The sequence below is a fragment of the Lacticaseibacillus sp. 53-4 genome (genome assembly GCF_016861805.1).
GTDB lineage: Bacteria > Bacillota > Bacilli > Lactobacillales > Lactobacillaceae > Lacticaseibacillus.
Genome location: NZ_BOLT01000007.1, coordinates 1 through 22,365, shown reverse-complemented (window position 1 = coordinate 22,365; position 22,365 = coordinate 1). Strand labels below are relative to the sequence as shown.

Sequence of the window (22,365 nt, the reverse complement as noted above, 5' to 3'; positions counted from 1 at the left end):
GTCTCCTTTTTACAGCAGCTCAGAAATCATGTCCTGGTCTTGGTTCATGAACTCGTCGGACGACTTGATCTCGGTGATCTTCACACCATCCAAGGCGCGCTGCATCAGCCCCTCAACGTCCAGCTTGCTTTCGTAGTAGCGCGTCTTGTCCAGGTTTGGCTTGGTCTTAGGAGACGGCGGCGCGAAAATTGTGCAGCAGTCTTCAAACGGCATGATCGACAGGTCGTAGGTGTCGATGTCCTGCGCGACCTTGATGATCTCCGTCTTGTCCATCGTGGCCACTGGCCGAATGATCGGCATGTTGGTCACATCGTTGATGGCGACCATGCTTTCCAAAGTCTGGGACGCCACTTGGCCGATCGACTCGCCGTTGACGATGGCCAGACCCCCGCGCTGCTTGGCCAGCGCCTCGGTCAGCCGCAGCATCAGCCGCCGCTGCACCGTCATCAGGTACCCTTCCGGTACGGTGGCCTTAATGGTTTCCTGAATCTCAGTGAACGGCACCTGAATAAACTTGATGTAGCCGGCGTATGGCGCCAGTTTGGTGGTTAGCTGCTTGGCCTTGTTCAAAGCCGAGTCGGACGTGTACGGCGGGCTGAAAAAGTGAACCATTTCCAGATCGACACCGCGCTTTAGGGCGTAATAGCCGGCGACCGGGGAATCGATCCCACCGGACAGCATCAGCATGGCCTTCCCGGCGGTGCCGACGGGCATGCCCAGCGCGCCTTGAATCGTTTGCGTAGACAGATAAATCGCGTCACGGCGCACTTCCACCCGCAAGGTGTAATCCGGATGGTGCATCTGCACCTTGAGGTCTGGCCGGTGATCGACCAAAAAGTCGCCGAGATTCAAGTTCATCTGGTTCGTGTCAAGCGCAAACGTGTGGTCCGCACGCCGGGTGTTGACCTTGTAACTGGCTCCCTGCGGCACAGATTCATTCATTAATGCCAGCACGGCCTCGTGCACTTGGTCCATGTCTTTTTCAACTTTCACAGATGGCGAATAGGTCTGGATGCCAAACACCTTGGACAGGCGGGCCATCACGGCCTTGGCGTCCTCACCGTTGAGCTCGATGTGCAGCCGGTCGCGCTTGGGCCGAATGGTCAGGTCGGGAAATTCGTGCAACGCCTTGGTGACGTTGCCGTGCAGGCGGCTGATGAAAGCTTGGCGGTTCTTGCCCTTGGTGGACAACTCGCCATAGCGCACCATGATTTCAGTGTAATTCACAGATTTTTTCCTCCAATAAAGTGGCAACGGGTTAGGCAGACGGCATCAACTTGGCAAAGCCGGCATAAACCTGGTCGAACGCCTGGTTAAAGGCCCTGGCCTCGTCCATCGTGTTGTACTCGTCCAAGCTGACCCGGATCGCGGATGTGGCGATACTGTCGTCGACATGCATCGCGGCCAAGGTGGAGCTTTCAGTACCTTTTTTGCTTGAGCAGGCCGAAGTCGTCGAGATGTAGATGTCGTGCGGCTCAAACGCGTGGACAATGGTTTCACCGCGCACCCCGGCGATGGCAAACGTCAAAATGTGCGGGGCGAAGTCAGGCGTCAGCTGCGAAAACATCGTCACGTTCGCGAACTGGCTGACGTGGTCGTAAATCGCCTTGCGAATGGCCTGCTGGTGCGCGACCTTTTTATCCTCATCGGTCAACAGCAGCCGCAGCGCCTTAGCCATCGCCGCGATTGCCGGCGTGTTTTCAGTGCCGGAACGCAGGTTATCCTCCTGGCCGCCACCGGTCAACAGCGGCGCGATGTGCCGGCCCTCTTTGATGTAAACAAACCCGGTCCCGCGCGGCGCGTGGAACTTGTGGCCGGAGAACGTCAGAAAATCGATGCGCGGATTGCGCAGCGACTTCATCAGACCTTTGCCGATCGCTTGCACGGCGTCAACATGAAAGTGAATGCTCGGGTAGTCCTCGAGGATTTTCGCGACAGCATCGATCGGCTGCTTGGCGCCGACCTCGTTGTTGACTGCCATCACCGAAACCAGAATCGTGTCCGGCCGGATCGCCGCGCGCAGTTCTTCGGGATCGATGAAACCGCGCTTGTCGACAGGCAGATAAGTCACCTCAAAGCCCAGCTCCTCCAGCTGCCTCATCGTGTTGATCACTGCGGGATGTTCGACCTGCGTGGTGATCAAGTGCTTGCCAAAAGGCCGCTTCTCGATGGCCGTCCCCTTGATGACCCAGTTGTCGCCTTCAGTGCCGCAGGACGTGAAATAGATCTCGTCGGGTTTGGCGTGCATCAGGTCCGCAATCTGCTTGCGGGCACTTTGCAGCACCTCATTGCCCTTGCCGCCGACCGCATGCAGGCTGCTCGGATTGCCAAAAAAGTCCTCGGAGACCTTGCGGTAGGTGTCCAGAACCACCGGCAGCGCCTTGGTCGTTGCGCTATTGTCGAAATAAATCATGGTCAACATTCTTCCTTTTCGTAAGTTTAGCTGCATGCAAGTATACCAAATATTTTGGCGAAAATGAACCGCCAGGATCCGCCTGGCAGAATAAATAGAAGAATGTTCAGCCAGCCTGTATACTTTTGGCAGAGTTCAGACGTCTTATTCACGGAGGGAGGGGCGAGATGGCCAAATCAGAGTTCGACCAGCATTTGCTGGCGCTAGGCGGCGTGGTCGTGCAGCGGCTGCAGGCGCGCGGGATCCAGCGGGCCGACGCGGAAGACGCAGTGGCGACGGCCTACGAGAAAATCATCGTCATGCTGCCGGACCTTTCCGTGCGCAACTTTGACGGCTGGTTCTACCGCATCGCGCTCAATGCCTTCCTGGACAGTCTGCGCAGGCGCCAGCGCGAAACGCTGACTGCCGCCATTCCCGAACCTGCCGCCGCCAGTCCGGCGCAATTTGCCGAGATGCTTGCACCGCTGCCCGCCAACCAGCAAGAACTGCTGGCGTTGAAATATTATTACGGTTTTTCATATCAAGAAATCGCGCAGCTGCTCGGCCTGAAGCCAGCCAGTGTGAAAACCATGCTGGCGAGGGCGCGGGCCAGTCTGCGCACCAAATGGGAGGAATAACAATGTTAGACAAAGCGCTGCAACATGCCAAGTGGAAGCAGCGGCTGATGATGGCCGTCATCGCCGCCATCGTCGTCGTGATTTTGGTACCACTGGGTTACGTCGTTCTCAACAAATTGGCGGCCCGGCAAAGCGCGGCCCTGTTTGACCAGCTGAATGCTTACCACACTGTCGCAGAGCCCAATGTCGAGCTTTCCTCGGAGATGCTGGCTAACGACACCAGTTTTGGCGGTAATGTAGTGACCAAAGAATATAAGGACATCGACGGTTACAAAGTCCCTTGGGGAACCTACACGTCCCAGTACACCAACCTGCGCTGGGAGCTGGACGACCGGTTGTTCGCTCAGAGCATTGAACGCCGCGATAAGCGTTTCGGCCTGCAACAGTTCCAGCCCGGGAGCACGCAAAAAATCGCGCGATTCTACACTGGGACCAAGGACTTGCCTAACGAGGCCCAAACGCTGGCCGAGCTGCCTGATCACGTCGGCGAAATCGCCGTCACTTTTAACCGCGGCTACACTTATTCTGAGCTGAAACGGCTGCTGCCAAAGAACCTTGAGCTGCGGTGGGGCTACCTGTTTAACGATACCGCGCACGTCTCCATCTCCGGCGACGTGGCGCAGCCTAGAATAGGCGAGAGTCCGATTGGCATGGCCCTCGCCGACGGTCAATCGCCGCAAAGCCAGATTAAATACTGGCGCCAAGCACTCAGCCAATATTGGACCGGCGCCAAGAATAATCAGGCCTATGAAAAGGCGATGAAGACCCCACCGGCGCGATTAAAGTTCAGAGGCGTGATGCTCACCGGCACGACCGAAAATTTGGCCAAAGTCGCAACTGCCCCGTATGTGAGTGGGACCAGCGTGGGCGTGACAGTACCCCGCGTACCGTTCATCACGCCAACTAAATAAGGCAAATGCGGCCGCAGGTAGAAACTTGCGGCCGCACTTTTCTTCTATCCTATTGAACCCAATTAGACGAGTTCGTCGTGCTGCTGGGCGTTGAAGTCGTCGGCCACCTTCTTGTAGCTGCCTGGCTCCACCTTTTCGAGCACGGTGGCAATGGCATCAGCTGCCCCTTGGTAATCGTACTTGGCGTATAACTTGGCTGAATCGGTCATGGCCTGGGCCACTTCCTCGTGGGAGGTCTTGTAGCGGTTCGCGTATTGCATGAGCTGCTCGCACAGCCCTGCGGCACTGATCAGGTCGCGACTTTGCTGCTTCAACTGGTCAATGTCCGCGGACACCCGAATCAGCGTTTTGGCAATGGCGTCCAAGTCGATTTTGACCTGATCCATGTCGTCTTTCAGCTGCAGGATCTCGTCGCTGACGACCTTGAAGAAGTCGCGATAGGCTTTTGGCAGACCCGGCAGGTCGTGGCGAGACACCTCATAGCGCACATCACGCACGGCCCGCTCGAACGCGTCGACCTGAGCCAGCGCCTTGCGTTCGGTTTCGCGCAGACCGGAAACGCTGGCATTGATGGCCTGCTGCTGCTTTTCGATTTCGGTGAGATCTGTGCGATCATGCGTAAACTGGGCCAAAACGTCTGAGTAAATCGCCTGATTCTGATTGATCTGGTCAATGGCCTTGGCGTATGCCTGATCGATCGTGTCCAGTTGCACCTTCAACTCATTTGCCGTTTTGATCTCATCGTGGTTGAGCTGATAGGACTGATTGAGGTGATCCAGCTCGATATTCAGCGTCCGGTTCTGCTGCATTGCGTGGCTGATGAACTGCCGCAGCTCGTCCTTTTGATCCATAACTGAACTCTTCGCGTTGAGTTCCTTTTCCATCACCGCGTACAGGCTGTCGATTTTGTCGGCAATCGTCGCGTTGTTTGCGGTCAGTTCAGTGACGTCCAGGTCCTTGATCTGAGCCTCCGCCTTCGCGACCAGGTTTTGCACCTCGGCGACCCCAGCGGGCACGTCGTCGGTAAAGAGAAAATGCTGCTCAGTCAACTGCTGATAGCCCGATTGGATTTCCTGCAACTGTGAAGGAAATTCGTTGACGACCGAGTTCACCAGCGGCGGCAACTGCTTGACTTGCAGTTTGAGCGCCGCAACGCTATTTTTGACCTGCTTGATCGCGGCTTTTGCCCGCCGCGGGTCACCCCCAACGTTGACTTCAGTCGCCGTAGTCAACTGTGAGGCGATATCCTGCAAGCTGGCTTCCAGCGCCGGGAGCGCGTCGCCATAGGCAAAACTCTTGGCCAGCACCGTCTTGCGCGCGTCCTGATAGTCGTTGCGCAAAACTTTCAGCTGCTTGGCGTTATCGGCCTCAGCCTCTTTGATCATGCCAAGGTGACTTTCGATCTGCTTCATGTCCTTGGCTGCCGAAGTCTGCAGCGCATCGATGTTGGCCATGCCATCTTTGACCTGGCCAAACTTGAATTGCTTGTTGGCCTGCTCCACATCAAGCAGCGCTGTCTGCAGCTCAGTCAGCTCGCCGTCAACCAGACCCTGATACTTTTGCGACCAGGACTTAAAGTCGGCCAGGCTATCGCCAGTCAGGCTCAGCTGCTGAATACTGCGGATCAGCCCCGGCACCGCACCGGTATCAATGGTCGCGACCTCGGCGTCCAAATCGTGGATCAACCGCGCGTTCCGCACCTGATAGCCCCATACCCCTAAGGCTAAGAGCACAATGATGATCAGTACAATAATAATCCAATTCATTTTCTCTACACCTTCCGCGCCGACTTTCAAGATTGCATTCTCGGCCGCTGCCTCGTACACTGACCTTAATGTTCTGAAAATCGTCTTCGGTTCCTAGTATCTCAAAAACGCCGGCAATATGAAACCCTTTTAATAGGAAAAGCCGCGACGTTTCGGACTTTTGACGCAAAAAGGAGTGTCACCATGACTGCCATTGATCCAATCATCGTTGACCAAGTCGCCGCTTTGCTCGACGGCGAGACCAACGTCATCACCAACTTAAGTAATGCCGCCGCTATTTTGTACAACAGCCTGGATCAGGTCAACTGGGCCGGATTCTATATCTACAGCAAGCAGCGCAATTCATTGGACCTCGGCCCGTTCCAAGGCCAGGTCGCCTGCATGCACATCGCGCCCGGCAGCGGCGTCGTCGGTACCAGCTATGAGAAACAAACTCCCCTGCGCGTGCCAAACGTGCACGAATTTGCCGGCCATATCGCCTGCGACGCCGCCAGCAATTCGGAAACAGTGGTCCCGCTGCAGGTTGAAGGCACCATCGTCGGCATCATGGACATTGACTCACCGATCCTCGACCGCTTTTCGGAAAAGGACGTGAAAGTGCTGACGGACTTCGGCGCGGCGCTTTCGAAACACCTTGACGCGGCGGCCCTTTCCGCGATATACTAGTGCGCGTGTAAAATAATGCAGCAGTGAATGGAATGGTCGGCTCCAGTTTGGCAACCGGTATCGGAGAGCTTAGTAACCGCGGCTGCAAGAGCGAACGGCTTAGCCCGACTGCCCGTGTTCTGAATTCACAATTCATTATTTTACTCCAAATAAAAATCTTGGAGGAAATATCCTATGTCTCGTTATACTGGTCCTCGCTGGAAGCAGTCCCGTCGTTTGGGGCTTAGCCTTTCCGGCACTGGTAAAGAACTTGCTCGTCGTCCGTACGCCCCTGGTGACCACGGTGCCAACAACCGCCGTAAGGTTTCCGAATACGGCCAGCAGCTGACTGAAAAGCAGAAGCTGCGTTGGATGTACGGCTTGAACGAACGCCAATTCCAGAACCTGTTTATTCGCGCCGGCAAGCTCAAGGAAGGCACCCATGGTGAGAACTTCATGATCATGCTGGAAAGCCGTCTGGACAACCTGGTCTACCGTCTCGGTTTGGCCACCACTCGTCCGCAGGCGCGTCAGCTCGTTAACCACGGCCACATCACGGTCGATGGCAAGCGCGTTGACATTCCTTCCTACGAAGTAACGCCGGGCCAAGTGATCGGCCTGCGTGAACGCAGCCAGAACCTGGCAATCGTCGGTGAAGCACTCGAAGCAACGATTTCTCGTCCTGCTTACGTCTCCTTCGACGAAAACAAAAAGGAAGGCACCTATGTGCGCCTCCCTACGCGTGACGAACTCGAACCAGACATCGACGAATCCCTTGTCGTTGAATACTACAACCAGAAACTGTAATTCTCGATTACAATTTCCGCGATGCAATATCGAAAAAGCATTTGGCCAGCCGGTCAAATGCTTTTTTGCTTGCGTAAACCATGAAAGTCATCGTCGAGACAACCCATATTGGCAGAAGTCATTCATTTAACCTGCCCGCATTCTTATCCGATTGTTTCATGAACTGCGTCAGCAACTGAAGGTCTTGTGCCGTGATTGTCATTATCGAGACCCGCCTCTTCGTCCAGCGGCACCTTTATGACCGCCATCAGTGACAGTAAATCTCAATCACAGCTAGCCCGTCTGAATCCGCGATGTGCCACTTCGCGTCATTCCCCGTAAAGCAGGCCGCTGACAACTAGTCAAAGTTAAGACTACGCATGGCAAAGACCCTTACCGACAATGCCAGATATGCCGTGACTGTCAAACGCAACGAACGCACCGTCACCATGCAAGCGCAAATCGCCACAAGCCATGTCAGCTTTAACGACAAAATTGATTGGCACATTTTAGCCACGATCGTTCGTGCCACCATTCTACTGTCTGGGATCAGGAATACGCGTGAGGCAACTTGCCCAGGTCCTAATATTGACGATTACGAATAGTTCGTAATAGCGCTACAATGATCGCGTAAGTATTTGTGAAAATTTTATTTTATAGAAAGAAGATGCTGAGGTGAAATTACTCGCAATCGTCGGCAACAACGCGACCAAGTCATACAATCGCACGTTGCTGAAGTATATGAAAGCTCATTTTGCCGACAAGGCGACGATCGACCTGCAGGAGGTTCGCGACCTGCCAATGTTCAATGAGGATGAGCTAGATCATTTTCCTCCGGCCATTGAAACCCTGATTCGTAAAGTGGAGGCTGCCGACGGAGTCATTATTGCCACCCCTGAATACGATCATTCCATGACCGCAAGTCTCAAAAGCGTGATTGAATGGCTGTCTGCAAGTTATCATTCACTGGCCGGCAAGCCCATCATGATCGTTGGTGCCTCCCTGGGCGCTCAAGGCACGGTCCGGGCCCAAATGGACCTGCGGCATGTCCTTGACGCGCCTGGGGTCGATGCTTGCGTGCTGCCTGGCAACGAGTTCATGTTGCCCCATGCCGCAACGGCATTCGATGCGAATGGCGCGTTGAAGGACCAGAAAACCGTCAAGTTTCTTGACGAATGTTTCAGTCAATTCATTAAATTTATCCACTTATACAGTGACGAGACAAAGGAGAACCATCAAATGAGTGTCGCAAGAACCTGGGATCAGAGTTTTGATGTTGTGGTTTTGGGCTTCGGTGGTGCCGGGGCAACCGCCGCGCGGTTCGCTGCAGACGCTGGTGCTAAGGTGCTGCTGGTTGATTCCGCACCGGAAGGCCATGAAGGCGGCAATACCCGGTACGCCGGCCAAGTCGTCGGCGCGGGCACCGATTTTGACCAGCTGAAAACCTACTACAAGGCGATGACCTCGCCGATGAACCTCGACGAGGACATGATCGATACCTACGTTGACGGCATGGTCAAGATGCCCGACTACTTCCGCAAGTATCTGGGTGTGGAGCCCCTGAGTATCGCTAAGGACTGGGATCACAGCAAGGTCGACTTGCACGGGATTCTGCATGAATTTCCTGACTTTCCCGGCGTGAACGCGTATGACCTGCTGGTCGTACATGAGCGTCAATTCGACTCCGCACTATGGAAAAAACTGCGCAAAGAAGTTCTCGACCGCAGCGACAAAATTACGGTCTGGTACAGCTCACCAGCCAAGCACCTTGTGCAGGACCCGGAAACCGGAGCCGTACTTGGTGCACAGATCGAGCATGATCACGTTCTGCTAGACATCAAGGCGCGCGGCGGCGTCATTTTAGCCACCGGCGGGTTTGAAAACAATCCGGCAATGATTCAGGATTACCTGAAGGCTTCCCGCCTGGCTCCAATCGGGTCGCTTTACAACAAAGGCGACGGCATCAAGCTGGGCGAAGAAGTCGGTGCCGACATGTGGCACATGGCAAACTATGAATCACTGGGCATGCTGCATGGGCTGACTTTTGCTGGTCCTGCTGGTACCCGCGGCCGCTTGATCCTGAGCTGGCCAAAAGCCGCTGACGGCAGTACCTTCACGGTCGGCGACGACGGCTCGCGGTACTTCAACGAGGCCGAAGCTAACAAGCACGGCCACATTTACTATCACGGCACCTGGCAGGTTCCAATCGCTAATGACCACCCACACCTGATTTTTGATCAGACGCAGTGGGACGCGATTCATGCCAATAAGTTACCAGTCGATAATTTCGACGACATCACCGTCAAGGCGGCCAGCCTAGAAGACTTGGCCAAATTGATCAACGCCAAGCCCGACGTCTTGGTCAAGGCTCGGGAAGACTTCGACCACTTCGCCGAAACCGGTCGCGACTATGCCTTCGACCGGCCGGCAAGCACGATGCGCGCGTTTGACGACGGGCCATACTACGCCGTGCCGTTGCGCCAGACCGTGCTCAACACGCAAGGCGGCCCGCGGCGCAACAGCCGGGCTGAAGTGCTGAACACCGATGGCGAGGCCATCAAGAATCTGTACTCTGCTGGTGAACTTGGCGGCATCAACGCCAACCAGTATCAAGGTGGCAACAACCTGGCCGAATGCCTGATTTGGGGCAAAATCGCCGGTGAAAATGCCGCTCATGGCCTGAACCCGACGGCCGCGGAGACGACGACAACCGACGCCTCGACCGGCGCTTCGGAACATGAGGAGACGACCGAGCAGTCAGACGCGTCCACCGGCGCCTCGGCCCACGAGGCCAGCACACCGGAAACGTCTGACTACCCGGTTGGGCCTAACCAATACATCGGGAAAAGCGACGCCGGCATGGGCAACGAGATCGTCGTTCGGGTAACCTACGATTCAGGTAAATTGGAAAACGTCGAAGTGCTCAAGCAAAGCGAAAGCGCCGACGTTGGCTTGAAGGCCATCAAGGAACTGCCTCACGAGATGGTCGCAGCCAACTCCCCAGAAGTCGATGCGGTGACCGGTGCGTCAGTCACCAGCCACGCGCTGCAAGACGCCGTGGCAGATGCCATCAGTAAGGCGACTGCCTAACTGCAAACAAAAGAAGAACGCCAACGCGTTCTTCTTTTGTTGTCCAGACTTTTGCCATAACACCCACGTAGGAGTGAATAACGTTTCTATCACATGAACTAACACAAAAATTGGTCGATGCCATCGAACATTCAGCCAGTCAACTGTATATAAGTAGTCAAGGTTGAGCTGGCTGGCCCTTCCCGCCAAGAAGCAGTCACCGTACTTCTTGGATTCAGGCGCCGCTGAAACCCAAATTGTCCTAGATGTACGATTGCCACTCGAATCAGATCGAGTGGCTTTTTTGTGCCCACCAAAATGACCAGAACCTGCCAAAAATACGGTCGGGTCCTGGTCATTTGGTCGCGAACATAAAAGTTTTGCCGCTGCGTAACCGGCTCACTCAGCCTTCAGGTCCAGCTGATAGAACCGACTCGCCCGGTCCGGAAATGCGTAGTCGCCGCCTAAATCCTCACGCCAACAGCGCGTAAAGCCTTGGCGCTCATAGAACCGGTGAGAGCGGTGCTCGGCCTCTGGCGTGTCTAACACCAGGCGCGTAAAGCCTTTTGCTACGGCCTCCTGAATCAGCACTTGATACAACTGCCAGCCCAGACTAGTCGGCCGACCGCGAAACTGGGGATAGACAAAGAACTTTTTGAGCACTGCAGTAGTTGACGTCAGCTTTAGCAGGCCAATACACCCGGTCACATGCCCCGCGTCATCTTTTGCAACCCAGAACCCGCCGCCAGACGCCAGATAATATTCCGGAATCGCGAACACGTCCGGCTGCTCAGCCATAGTGATTCCAAGCCGGGCCTCTGTGTCCTGGCAAAACAAAATGAGATCGACCAGTTCGGCAATTGTGTGCGGATCAGATTCAAATGCGGCAATCTGCATGATGCACCTCCAGACAATGGGAATGCCTGTTAGTTTAATCTTTATCGACCTCATCGTAAAGGCTTCATCTTTCAGCAAAAAGCCGGGATCAGTGCAATCTGCATCAAATCCCGGCAAGTGCGCCTAAGCGCGTCGCTTATCCAATTCTTAGCTTTGACGCCAAGCAAGCTTAGCGTCGACGGGCTTTGACGGACTGGCGAAGAGCCTTCATCTGCTTTTTACTGCCAAACATGCGGTCAATTTTTGCATTCTCCCGGGCCTTACCACGCATCTCAACGTTTTGGGCCTGTTCCTGCTTCAGCCGCTGGTAGCTGGCCAATCGGTCAGCACTAAGCGCTCCTCGGGCCACTGCGGCCTGTACTGCACACCCCGGCTCATGCTGGTGGGTGCAGTCGCTGAACCGGCAGTGCTGCGCCAGCGCCTGAATGTCTTCAAAGGTCGCGTCGACATCCGCTGCCAGCAGTCCGAGCTCGCGCATTCCCGGGGTGTCGATCACGATGCTGCCACTGGGTAACACCAGCAGCTGCCGCGCGGTAGTGGTATGGCGCCCGTGGCTATCGCTTGCGCGCACCGTTTGCGTCGCCAGGCTGGCCGTCCCCATCAAATGATTGATCAGCGTTGACTTGCCAACGCCAGACGAGCCGAGAAAAGCATACGTCAGCTGCGGCTGCATAAAGTTCTGCAGCTCACTGAGCCTTGACGGCTTGGTGGCATCGCACACTAGCACCTGCGCGGCGCCGCTGATTTCTGCCACTGAAGCCAGTTGCGCTGCTAAGTCAGTCGCCTGGTCCGCTTTGGTCAGCACGATCGCCGCCTGCGCGCCCGACGCTGTGGCCACTGCTAGATAGCGTTCAAGCCGACGCAGGTTAAAGTTCGCGTCTAGCGCCATGCACAGCAGCAGCCAGTCCACGTTAGCCGCGACCAGCTGCGGTTCGCTGCGCCGGCCGGCAGCCTTGCGCAGAAACACGGACGTCCGGTCATTCAGGCGCTCAATCGTGGCCATGTCGGCCTGATTTTCAGGCATCCTGACTTGGACCCAATCGCCAACCGTCGGAAAATCCTCGGCGTCCAGTGCGAGGTTGGCCATGCGACCGGCAACCTGCGCACGATACGGCCCAGCCTCAGTCATGATCATATACTGCTGATGACTGGTTTCAATCACGCGGGCAATCGAAAAGCCGCTCGCTAGTGCCTGCGCAGTATAATCGCCATAATTCTTAAAATTCAAAATTTCTGTCCTCCGTAATCCATGGAAGACTAAGCTTTGTAGTCCTCCGGTGTCTGGTCGACGCCCGCTACAATGCTCAACATAAGCACACATCCCTTCTGATAACGACCATTCAATGGCCTGGCGCTATTGTACCAGAACTGCAGCTGCCAAGCGAAAAGAAAAAACATCGCAGTTTCTTGAAACTTTCTAGAAACTGCGAAGCGGCAAACAAGGTTTAAGGCACGCAAAGGACACCATTTCTCTCAAAATGGTGTCCCCTGCCACCAGGTTTAACCCTGGTGGCTTTTATCGCAGGGTTGCCCCCGCCTGCTATCCTCGCTGCGTCGCCGCTTTGAGTCGCTTTATTAAGTTAAAAAAGTGATAGCAGCATCCTGTCATGCGTCCTGGAAGGACCCTGCGCTTCTAACGCAGTCTTCATAGCCTAACAGATCTGAAGGCTCAGCATGCCTGGTCAACCCTAAAGTGCAGGTCGGATCGCCAGGGAGTTTCCGGGTAACTCTGACAAGGTTGTTCCTACCTCGCCCTCCCATCATCCGAAATCATAATAGCACGTTATGTAACCGCTGTCAATAAAAATGCGCAAAATATTTTTGACCAAAATCAAAGCGCGATCACTCGCGCTTTGGCGTGTTGCTATTTCCAACCGAGGGCTGGCGCAATATCGGTCATGATGGTCTTCAACAGGTGGACATTGTAATCAACACCGAGCGTCGACGGCACGGTGATCAGGATGGTATCTGCCTCTTGAATCGCTTCGTCTTCACCCAATTCTTTGATCAACTGGTCGGGCTCGCCGACAAACATTTTGCCGAAAATCGTCGGGTTCTGGTGGTAAGCCAAGTAACCGACCTCATCTTGGGTCTGCGTGCCTTCTGCGAACAGTTGACGATCCAGGTCACTCACAATTGGCATGATCGAGCGGGTAACCAGCGTCCGCGGCTCAAAATCATGTCCTGCTTTCTTCCAGGCGTCCTTGAAAGCGCGCAGCTGCTTGGCCTGCTGAACATGGAACGGCTCGTTAGACTCGTAGTTCACTAGCGTCGAGGACATCAAGTTCATGCCATGCTCAGCCGCCCAGATCGCGGTGGCCTGGCTGCCGGCGCCCCACCAGATGCGGTGCTGCAATGTTGGCGAAAATGGTTCGAGCCGCCGTAACCCAGGCTCCTGCGGGAACATTGGCTGGGCGTTTGGCTCGGCGAAGCGCTCACCCTTTAAAAGGTCGAGAAACTTAAGTGCCCGGGCCCGCGCGATGTCCTTGATCTCCTCTTCAGTGTAGTCGTACCCGAAGTACTGCCAGCCATCTTTGACCTGCTCCGGTGAACCACGGCCAACGCCAAGCTGGACCCGATTTTGCGCCAGCACATCCGTTGACATGACGTTTTCGGCCATCATGAAGGGATTTTCGTAACGCATGTCCACCAGGCCAGTCCCGATTTCGATTTTTGAAGTCTTCGCGGCGATGGCGGCCATCAGCGGATACGGCGTACCGATCTGATCGGCGAAATGGTGCACCCGAAACCAGGCGCCATCGATCCCCAGCTTTTCAGCTTCGACCGCCAATTGAACGGACTCCTCATAGCTCTGCTGAGCGGTTTTGACCACTGAATTGTTCTTTTGCCAGAAGCCGAAACTCAAGAATCCAATATTCTTCATCTTAATTGCCTCCTTTGCTTTCTTTCGAACAAATGCAATATAGTCTCTTTACTTACTAATTACAAGTGTTTTTTAATTTATTTTTGTGTCAAAAAGGCAGACCATTTTACCAGTCTGCCTCTGTTCAAACTCTCGGCGCCACCATACTCAGCGCAATACGTTCACGCTGCAAGTCCACCTTTTCGATCCACACATCAACGATATCGCCAACCGCAACCACGGTATTGGGGTCGCGCACAAACTTTGGCCCCATGCGGGACAAGTGGACCAGGCCGTCGTGCTTCACGCCGATGTCGACAAACGCGCCAAAATCGACCACATTGCGCACCGTGCCCTGCAGCTTCATCCCAGGCTGCAAATCTTCCAGCGTTAGCACATCACTGCGCAAAAGCGGCGCCGGCATGCTGTCGCGCAAATCGCGGCCGGGGCTTTGAAGACTGGCAACGATATCTTTGACAGTGGCAGCACCAGCGGCTTTGGAAACAAAAGCCGTCAGGTCAAGCGCCTTGAGTTTCTCACCCGCTGCAGGCGTCCCCAGCTCACCAGGCTTCACGCTAGCAGCAGCGAGCATTTTCTTGGCGACCGGATAACTTTCCGGATGAATGTCGGTGTTGTCGAGCGGCTGCTTGCCGCCGATGATGCGCAGAAATCCCACGGCCTGCTCATATGCTTTCGGGCCGAGCCGCGGCACCTTTTTCAGCTCAGTGCGGCTGAGGTAGCGGCCATGTTCGTCGCGATAGGTCACGATGTTTTGCGCAATGGTCTTGGACAGTCCAGAGATGCGGGCAAGCAGCTGATAACTGGCGGTGTTGAGGTTGACGCCGACCTGGTTAACGGCCCGCTCCACCACCGCGTCGACCTCGCTGGCCATTGCCTTGGCCGGCAGGTCGTGCTGGTACTGACCCACCCCAATCGCCTCCGGATCGATCTTGACCAGCTCGGCCAAGGGATCCTGCAGACGGCGCGCGATACTGATGGCACTGCGCTGCTCAACATGCAGGTCGGGAAACTCATCGCGCGCCTCTTGACTGGCCGAATAGACAGACGCCCCCGCCTCGTTGACGATGACGTAAAAAATCTCGCGGGGCAGCTGCTTGATCACCTGCGCAACAAATTGCTCGGACTCGCGACTGGCGGTGCCATTGCCAATGGCAATCATGGTCACCTGATATTTTTCCAGCAGCGTCTTGAAGTCGCGGGCCGCTGCCTGACGCTTGGCGGCAGGCGCCGGCTTGTGCGGATAGATCACCGCCGTGGCCAGCAGCTTGCCGTTCTCGTCGACCACGGCAAGCTTGCAACCGGTGCGATACGCCGGGTCAAAGCCCAGGACGACCTTGCCTTTAATTGGCGCCTGCATCAGCAAGTTGTAAAGGTTCTGACCGAAGACCTTGACCGACTTTGCCGCGGCGGTGTCGGTCAGCTCGGCGCGCACCTCGCGCTCGATGGCTGGACCGATGAACCGCTTATACGCATCTTCATAAGCTTCTTCAACAAACGCTGTTGCAAAACTATCCGGTTGCGACCCGATCCAGCGGTTGTGCATGAACCGCATCACCGCGCCTTGGTCGACCTTGATTTTCACGGTCAGGACCTTTTCCTTTTCCCCGCGGTTGAGCGCCAACGTCCGGGTCGCTGTCATGCGCGAAACTTTCTCGGTGAAATCATAGTAATGCTGGTAGACACCTTTTTCGTCGATGGCCTTACCCTTGGTCTTGACCGTTGCGGTCATTTCGCCCGTGCGCTTGGTGTAATCGCGCACCCAATTGCGGACTGAGGCCTTTTCGCTGAACCGCTCGGCCAAGATTTCGTGGGCCCCGGCCAGTACGTCGGTTTCAGTTTTCAGCTCCTTGGCCGGATTGAGGTAACGGCGAGCCCGCGAATCCAAGGACCCTGTCGGAAAAGTTAAAATCCAGCGGGCCAGCGGCTCAAGCCCGCGCTTTTTGGCGATGGTCGCTTTCGTTTCGCGCTTTTGCTTGTATGGCAAGTAAAGGTCCTCAACGTCTTGGAGCTTCTTGGCCTCCTGAATTTTTTTGGTCAGTTGCGGGGTCAGCCTGCCCGCTTCTTCGATACTTTTGAGCACGGTGGTTTTGCGATCCTGCAAGGCGACCGCCCGCTTGTAAGCTTCCTCAACCGCCTGAATCTGGACCTCGTCCAAGCTGCCAGTCATTTCCTTGCGGTAGCGCGCAATGAACGGCACCGTGTTGCCATCCGCCATTAAGTTTAAGACGGCGCTGACCTGGTGTGCCGAGATACCGGACACGCCTTGCTGGACAATCTGAACGGTTTGCTTATCTATCAATAGTTTTACCTCACGATTTTTGTGAAAGATGTCCTGGTGTCGAAATAACACTAGCTGTCCATTCATCATACAAGCCGGCCCGCCCATCCGCAATGCAAGTGATTCGCAACGCGGATCAGCTAGGCATGTCTATCCTCAACCTGTTATATTTAGGGTAGTAGATTGATTGCCAAAGGAGAACGCGCAAATGACGAACAGTAAAAGCAGCACCGGTGGTCTGAAGAAGCTGGCAGGGAAAACCTTCAACGTCGCAGACAAACTTATTTCTGGCGTTGGCAGCGTCGCCGACGCCATCGCCAAAGTGGCACCGAGCGTGGTTGATGAAGGCGCCAAGGTGGTCGACGCCCACATGGAAAAACACAAGGATGATTTCAAAATGCCGGCGCTGGTCGACCTGCCGCTAGAGGAGGCCAAACGTGTCCTGGACTTTTACCACCTGCAGTACGCCCTGATCATGGCGACCCCAGCCCCAAAACTGGCAACTCGCCAGCCAAATGTGATTCTCGAAACGACCCCCAAGGCGAATACGAAAGTCGCCCCCAATGCCTTTGTTCGTGCCTATTACGCGACGGAAGAAACGATTGAAACCAGTCGCCAGATGATCGCCACCCGTCAGGCTGCCAAGGCTGAAGCCAAGGCGAACAAGCAGGCTGCACGGCAAGCGCAACTGCACACCGTAACCCGCGCAGCGGCGGCGATTCCAGCTGCGATGGCAGGCAAGCTGCCGCGCCGCAAATCAAAAAAGCGCCCGACCCCACCATCAGCCAATTCACAAACTGGCCAGGATGATGAGCCGGGCAATCCCCAATAACTTTTCGGGCTCGTGCTTTACGGCACGGGTCTTTTTTTTATCCGGTCGGAAATTAACGGTGCATCTCACGACTCAGGAAGACCAGACGCTTTGGCGTTGAATAAGCTGAGGCATAGCTGTAGCGAGGATCATCAAATTGCGTGAGTGCCGCGGGTGTGTCGACCTGGTGCTCGGCCGCATAGCGGACCATTGCGCCGCGCGCCTGCTTGGCGTACGTGGCGCGCGTTTTGATCTTACCGTCCTTGAGCGTGCCAAAAACCACCGTCACCAGTCGATCGGTCGACTTGAGGTACGGCGTGATCGCCTTCGCATACTCATTCGACGCCAAGTTCACCACCGGCGCTCGCCAGTCCAGCGCCTGGTAAAGCCGGTCGCCCCAGAATTCGTAGAGATTGGTGGCCCGACCAACCGCAAATCCGCTGCCTAGCTCCAACCGGTACGGCACAATGGCGTCGAACGGGTGCAGAACACCGTAAAAGCCTGACAAAATCCGCAGATGTTCACTCAGGTACCTGAGTCCGGCCTCCGTCAACAAGCCCGGGGCCATACTTTGATACTGAATGCCAACGTAACTCATGACCGCCGGCGTGACTGCCCGTCGCAGATCCATGTGCTTTAGCCATGTGTAATTAGGCTTGGCCAGCTGGTCGCTACACCGCCACAGCGCCTTGGCCTGGTCATAGCTCAAGCGCTGCAACGCCGCCAACAGCGCCTGGGCCTGGTCGAGGTACCGCGGCCACGCAGTCGTCTTGAAACTTTCTTGGTCTACTTGCATCTTCTTTGCCGGCGCAATGATCAGCTGCATTGAGGGTCCCTCTTTTCCGGCAGACTGCCGCCTGTCATCATTTCTGTTTGCATTATACCCAACGCGTGACTAGTTTTCACATTTGCGCCGCACGGAGAATGCACCATAAACTGGGCAGGAAGGTAAAAGGGCGTGTCGCAACGGGCAGGCTCACTACATCACCTTCACACTGGTAGGCAAGCGAAATCATGCGACCTGTGTCGACAGTGATCATCGCCTCAAACACAATTACTGTCCGTTTTTCACCAATAATGCCCGCAATTCTTTGATATTTTTGATGTCTTGGGGGGTGTGAATATACATTCCAACCCAAAAAGATTTGTCATCATTGCTTGTAATGCCATCCCGTGACATTCGAATTGAGGTCGCAGTAATATTATCGATGTAGCCATCTGAATCGGCGCCATCTGAGATTCGGATCACCCCGTTTTGGTACTCAAGCACACCATTGGTGGCAAACTGGCCCTCTTCCGCAATCGATGGTGCGGATACGGGGTGGTCAGGTAATCCCCAGCTGCCATAATACTCAAGCACCGCCCAGTCCTCTGGTGTCAGCTGCGCCGCCAACGCGGCTGGTGTTGCTGCCGCGGCTGCAGAAGAACTGGCTGCCGCGGCTGAAGAACTGGCTGCGGCTGATGATGAAGCGGCCGCCGACGAGGAAGCCGCTTCGGACGACGACTTCGACGCTGCTAACTTGGCCTTTTCTGCCGCCTTCTTCTTGGCAGCTTTTTTCTTGGCCGCTTTTTCGGCCGCGGCTTTCTTGGCCGACGCTTTCTTTGCCGATCGGCTAGAGGCGGTCTGACTCGACTTGGCCGCTGAATTCTGACCGCAACCTGTCGCCCCGATTGCCAGCACCGTTGCCAATATTAGCACCCAACTAAACGAACGCTTTTTCATCGATTTTCTCCTCCACCATCAGTCATCACTAGTACCTCAATTTCACACATAAAAAGGTCAACCAGAAAACTTTTTGTCACACCGCTCCGCATTTATTACTAATATGCAAATTGGAATAATCAAAACTCTCATTCTCTGGTTGGCCAACCAATGTTAAATTTCTTTTGTATACAAGCATTATCTTATTCTTACCTGAAAAAGATTGCAACGGGCTGACGTAAAACGCTACCTGATAGTACAAAATCATATTTATTGCGATAATCGGCTCCCGGGGGACAACTAAACAGGTATGATGGAGTTAATAGAAATTAGGAGGCGTTAACATGTTTGACCTACAAAACTACCTGAAGCGGCCGGATGCCTTGTCCATGGACCAAGCCTATGAGATTTACAGTCAGCTTCCTTTTGACCAGGCAAAAACCGACAATGACTTTCATGAGCTCTGGCAAGATGTGATTGACGCGGCGCTAGCTTATGTCCCGATCCGCGTGAACTGGAACGAGCAGACCCACGAGCAGCGTGCCGCAATCGACACCAAACGCACCAGCAATCACAACAGCTTTATCGCGACTCTGAGCGCCTTGAATCGCTTCACGATAAACCACTACGACAGCGCGAACTGGCTGGCTGAACTCGGCGATCCGGCAACTAATCGCAAGCGCATCGGCGACTTTGCCGGCTACGTCGTACTTTTTGGCGTCCTTCAGGGAAGATAAGCCTTGGGGCCGAGGCCACCTTGCCACCAGCTTGCTATCATGAAGATAACGATTGAGCAGGAGTTGATTTGATGAAAATGCACGCAGCCAAAATTGTCCTCCTGGCCTTGATCCCCTTCACCTTCTTGAGCGCCTGTGGGGTCGGCCGGTCAAGTGGCCAGAACAACGCCGAAACAAGCCAACAAGCACCACGCACCGCCGCCAGTCATCTCGCCGACGTTGAGGCGCGCGGTTTGCCCGTTGTCAATAAGCAGACTTTGACCGGCTCAGCACTGACGGAACTGAAAACCCAATACGGCAGCGACATCACCAGCGCGGCCGCGTTCCAAAACGACCACGGCACCAAAATGTACATCGTTGTAACCAAGACAACAGCCGGCGCCAATGCCGTTCGGGACCAGTTTGCCAAGGCAAACTGGTCGGTCAAGGCCGATCCGAGCCGCCGATTAGTGTTTGCCGCAGAGCGCATTCTGGCCAGCGGCTGGTTTGAAAAATACCAGAAACCCATTTTTCGAGGCTAAGGCACCAGCGCAAATCAGCCCGCAGGCACACAATTTTGTGCGCTTGCGGGCTGATTTTGGCCATGTAATCGAGTTACTTGGCAGGTGACACAACTGATTCTGGGTGATACGCATCCAGAATTTTTTTAATCTCGGCCGCCGCAACCTTCGGGGCGCGGTCAAAGGTCAGCAGCCCGTTCATCTCCTGCTCCACATCGGTGAGCTGGGTGTAACAAAAGCCCCACAGCACTGGTGATGCGTAAATCGCGCTGACGATGCGCTCGAGCGCCTTCAAGTAAGCTTGCGGTGAACTTACGACGGTGTAACCCCAGCCGCCAGCATCCCCTGGCTCGAAGCTGACGCCACCGCATTCGGTCAGCAGCATCGGTTGCCCCTGCCAGCTGAACCCGTCGGCGAAAATCCGCTTATCACTTGGCATGGCGGCAAGCAGATTGTCTGGCGTCGCCAACCGTTGTCTGAACGCATCCTGCGCTTCGGGTTCGTCATCTTCACCGTGGCCGTAGTCGTGAATGGTGCAAAGATCCGTCTCGACCTGACTCCAGCCGTCATTGCCGCTGACCAGGCGGGTCTGGTCCAGACTGTGAATCTCATGATACAGCGCCTGGGCGAAGTGCTGCTGCTGGCGATCGAACTGAATATTTGGCACGCCCCAGCTCTCGTTCAGAGGGGTCCACACGGCGATGCTGGGGTGATTGTAATCGCGCGCGATAATCTCATCCCATTCGTGCATTGAGCGCCGCACCGCGTCATGGTTGAAGACTGGTGCCGAGGCACACTCGCCCCACACCAGATAGCCCAAGTGGTCAGCCCAGTATAAAAAGCGCGGATCCTCGACTTTTTGGTGTTTACGACAGCCGTTAAACCCCATGGCCTTCGCCAGCATAATATCTTTTTTGAACGCCTCATCAGTCGGCGCGGTCAACCCTCCGTCTGGCCAGTAACCCTGATCCAGCACCAGCTTTTGGTAATACGGGCGGTTGTTGAGATACACCATGCCATGAGCTGTGCTCAGCTTGCGCAAGCCAAAATAACTCGCCACGCTATCCTTCCCCACTGTGAGCGCAACCTCAAACAGGTTCGGGTGCTCCGGCGTCCAGCTCCACCCGGCCCAGTGGAAATTCGAGCGAAAAATGTGATTTTGAAGCAGGTCAACGCCCCACTGCATGTGCCGCGCGGTCGCAGTCACGCGGCCTTCTGCCACCAACTCGCCCTTAAACGTGATCCGGTACTCAATCGCCGCCTGCTCAGGCAGCTGATTTAAAGCCGCATCGATTGTCACTGCCCCTTGGTCATACTGCGGTGTGAAGCGCACGCCCGTCAGATACGTCGCCGGCACGACCTCCAGCCACACAGTCTGCCAGATGCCCGTCGTATTAGTGTACCAGATCGAACGCGGCCGCTCCTCCCACGTCTGTTTGCCCCGCGGGATCGTCTCGTCCGCATGCGGGTCGTCGGCAAGCACGGCCAGCAAATTCTGGCCGCCAGTCAGGTAAGCCGTCACATCAACTTGAAACGGCGTCTCCCCGCCTTCGTGCTGAATGACCATCTGACCGTTGACAAAAACTGATGCCGCATAGTCCACCGCACCAAAATGCAAGAGCACGCGTTCGTCTTCGCCATGGTCGACTGTAAAGTGGCGCCGATACCAGACATGATCATGCGGGGTGCGATCACCAATGCCGCTCAGCTTGGCTTGGTAAGCAAACGGCACATTGATGGTTTGGTTCATGTCACCCTCACCGCGCTGCCAGCCCAGACTCAGGCCCTGGCGCGCGTCATCAAACGCAAACGCCCATTTGCCGTTCAAGTTTTGCCATTGCTTGCGGACCAGGTCTGGCCGCGGATAGTCTTCTCTGCTCATTTTCAGTCTCCTCTAATTCTTATTAACTGTGCTTCTCATTATATGCTACTGCTACCTAGGAGCACCGGCCTTGGTCTACACATTTTTAATCCAAGGCAAAGCGAGGGCTCGATCAAGCATCCCGTCTGGCAACTCGTCCAGGCACTTGATGCCAAACGGCTGTGCCTTGTCAGCAAGCCTTAACATCTCGGGAACATTACCCTGGCCTTGACCAGGAACCACTGTTTCTATTTTATGGTTCCGATCACTATGCCAGCGGTAATCCTTCAGATGAACCGCCACGATTCGGTCTGCAAACTGAGAAAAAGCAGCATCTAAAATAGCAGATTCAGAGTCAGCCGCGGTTTGTAACAAATTGACGGGGTCGATGATCAATTTTAAGTTCCTCAGTTTTCAAGTCAAGTGCAACGGTGATAACGAATCCTTGATAGTGGTCTAGGTTGTTAAGCCATGCGTCGGTAGTAATC

General features: G+C 55.2%; 19 protein-coding genes. 8 read left to right on the top strand and 11 right to left on the bottom strand.

Translation table 11 applies throughout. The annotated features are described in order from the left end of the window. Positions 1-9: 9 nt before the first annotated feature. Together thiI and JUF21_RS04255 are read right to left on the bottom strand one after the other, a co-directional pair. Complete coding sequence (gene thiI, locus JUF21_RS04260; RefSeq protein WP_203623566.1) at positions 10-1,227, bottom strand: tRNA uracil 4-sulfurtransferase ThiI; 1,218 nt, start codon at positions 1,225-1,227, stop codon at positions 10-12. Between the two features lie 31 nt (positions 1,228-1,258). After that, positions 1,259-2,413 (bottom strand): cysteine desulfurase family protein, encoded by a 1,155-nt coding sequence (locus JUF21_RS04255; protein ID WP_203623565.1) that lies wholly within the window; start codon positions 2,411-2,413, stop codon positions 1,259-1,261. 167 nt (positions 2,414-2,580) lie between these two features. On the opposite strand from JUF21_RS04255, the gene JUF21_RS04250 reads away from it, so the two are divergent. Both JUF21_RS04250 and JUF21_RS04245 read left to right on the top strand, forming a co-directional pair. Continuing rightward, positions 2,581-3,030, top strand: coding sequence for an RNA polymerase sigma factor (locus JUF21_RS04250; RefSeq protein ID WP_203623564.1), 450 nt, complete (start codon positions 2,581-2,583; stop codon positions 3,028-3,030). A gap of 2 nt (positions 3,031-3,032) precedes the next feature. Further along, positions 3,033-3,941: a sigma factor regulator N-terminal domain-containing protein gene (locus JUF21_RS04245; protein WP_203663202.1), complete on the top strand. Its 909-nt coding sequence runs from the start codon at positions 3,033-3,035 to the stop codon at positions 3,939-3,941. 62 nt (positions 3,942-4,003) lie between these two features. Here the strand turns inward: JUF21_RS04245 and ezrA are convergent, their stop codons facing one another. Further along, complete coding sequence (ezrA, locus tag JUF21_RS04240) at positions 4,004-5,707, bottom strand: septation ring formation regulator EzrA (RefSeq protein ID WP_203663200.1); 1,704 nt, start codon at positions 5,705-5,707, stop codon at positions 4,004-4,006. 183 nt (positions 5,708-5,890) lie between these two features. Between ezrA and JUF21_RS04235 the strand changes: the two genes are divergently transcribed. The 3 genes from JUF21_RS04235 to JUF21_RS04225 all read left to right on the top strand — a co-directional run bounded on the left by JUF21_RS04235 (position 5,891) and on the right by JUF21_RS04225 (position 10,228). Then, a complete protein-coding gene (locus JUF21_RS04235) occupies positions 5,891-6,373 on the top strand; it encodes a GAF domain-containing protein (RefSeq protein WP_203623561.1) in 483 nt (160 codons plus the stop codon). Positions 6,374-6,547: 174 nt separating this feature from the next. Further along, entirely contained in the window at positions 6,548-7,159 is a 612-nt protein-coding gene (gene rpsD / locus JUF21_RS04230) for a 30S ribosomal protein S4 (RefSeq protein ID WP_125755582.1), read from the top strand. A gap of 654 nt (positions 7,160-7,813) precedes the next feature. Then, positions 7,814-10,228, top strand: a complete 2,415-nt coding sequence (locus JUF21_RS04225; RefSeq protein ID WP_203663198.1) for an NAD(P)H-dependent oxidoreductase — start codon at positions 7,814-7,816, stop codon at positions 10,226-10,228. A gap of 378 nt (positions 10,229-10,606) precedes the next feature. Here JUF21_RS04225 and JUF21_RS04220 read toward each other — a convergent pair whose 3' ends face one another. From JUF21_RS04220 to JUF21_RS04205, 4 genes are all read right to left on the bottom strand, one after another. Then, positions 10,607-11,104, bottom strand: a complete 498-nt coding sequence (locus tag JUF21_RS04220) for a GNAT family N-acetyltransferase (protein ID WP_203624882.1) — start codon at positions 11,102-11,104, stop codon at positions 10,607-10,609. A 169-nt stretch (positions 11,105-11,273) separates the two neighbouring features. Further along, a complete protein-coding gene (rsgA, locus tag JUF21_RS04215; RefSeq protein WP_203663190.1) occupies positions 11,274-12,332 on the bottom strand; it encodes a ribosome small subunit-dependent GTPase A in 1,059 nt (352 codons plus the stop codon). Between the two features lie 636 nt (positions 12,333-12,968). Then, complete coding sequence (locus tag JUF21_RS04210) at positions 12,969-13,988, bottom strand: LLM class flavin-dependent oxidoreductase (RefSeq protein WP_125757364.1); 1,020 nt, start codon at positions 13,986-13,988, stop codon at positions 12,969-12,971. A gap of 124 nt (positions 13,989-14,112) precedes the next feature. Next, positions 14,113-16,287, bottom strand: a complete 2,175-nt coding sequence (locus tag JUF21_RS04205; protein WP_203623093.1) for a Tex family protein — start codon at positions 16,285-16,287, stop codon at positions 14,113-14,115. A 187-nt stretch (positions 16,288-16,474) separates the two neighbouring features. On the opposite strand from JUF21_RS04205, the gene JUF21_RS04200 reads away from it, so the two are divergent. Continuing rightward, a complete protein-coding gene (locus tag JUF21_RS04200; RefSeq protein WP_203623094.1) occupies positions 16,475-17,098 on the top strand; it encodes a PASTA domain-containing protein in 624 nt (207 codons plus the stop codon). Positions 17,099-17,150: 52 nt separating this feature from the next. Here JUF21_RS04200 and yaaA read toward each other — a convergent pair whose 3' ends face one another. After that, positions 17,151-17,903 (bottom strand): peroxide stress protein YaaA, encoded by a 753-nt coding sequence (yaaA, locus tag JUF21_RS04195; RefSeq protein ID WP_203663185.1) that lies wholly within the window; start codon positions 17,901-17,903, stop codon positions 17,151-17,153. Between the two features lie 228 nt (positions 17,904-18,131). After that, entirely contained in the window at positions 18,132-18,800 is a 669-nt protein-coding gene (locus JUF21_RS04190) for a hypothetical protein (RefSeq protein ID WP_203623096.1), read from the bottom strand. Between the two features lie 323 nt (positions 18,801-19,123). Here JUF21_RS04190 and JUF21_RS04185 point away from each other — a divergent pair, with 323 nt between their 5' ends. Together JUF21_RS04185 and JUF21_RS04180 are read left to right on the top strand one after the other, a co-directional pair. Then, positions 19,124-19,516 carry a hypothetical protein gene (locus JUF21_RS04185; protein WP_203623097.1) on the top strand — a complete coding sequence of 131 codons (393 nt, stop codon included), beginning with the start codon at positions 19,124-19,126 and terminating at the stop codon, positions 19,514-19,516. A 71-nt stretch (positions 19,517-19,587) separates the two neighbouring features. After that, positions 19,588-20,037 carry a hypothetical protein gene (locus tag JUF21_RS04180; RefSeq protein ID WP_203663184.1) on the top strand — a complete coding sequence of 150 codons (450 nt, stop codon included), beginning with the start codon at positions 19,588-19,590 and terminating at the stop codon, positions 20,035-20,037. Positions 20,038-20,110: 73 nt separating this feature from the next. Here the strand turns inward: JUF21_RS04180 and JUF21_RS04175 are convergent, their stop codons facing one another. After that, on the bottom strand, positions 20,111-21,898 hold the full coding sequence (locus JUF21_RS04175) for a glycoside hydrolase family 2 protein (RefSeq protein WP_203623099.1): 1,788 nt from the start codon (positions 21,896-21,898) through the stop codon (positions 20,111-20,113). Positions 21,899-21,973: 75 nt separating this feature from the next. After that, positions 21,974-22,273 (bottom strand): hypothetical protein, encoded by a 300-nt coding sequence (locus JUF21_RS04170; protein WP_203663183.1) that lies wholly within the window; start codon positions 22,271-22,273, stop codon positions 21,974-21,976. Positions 22,274-22,365 lie beyond the last annotated feature (92 nt).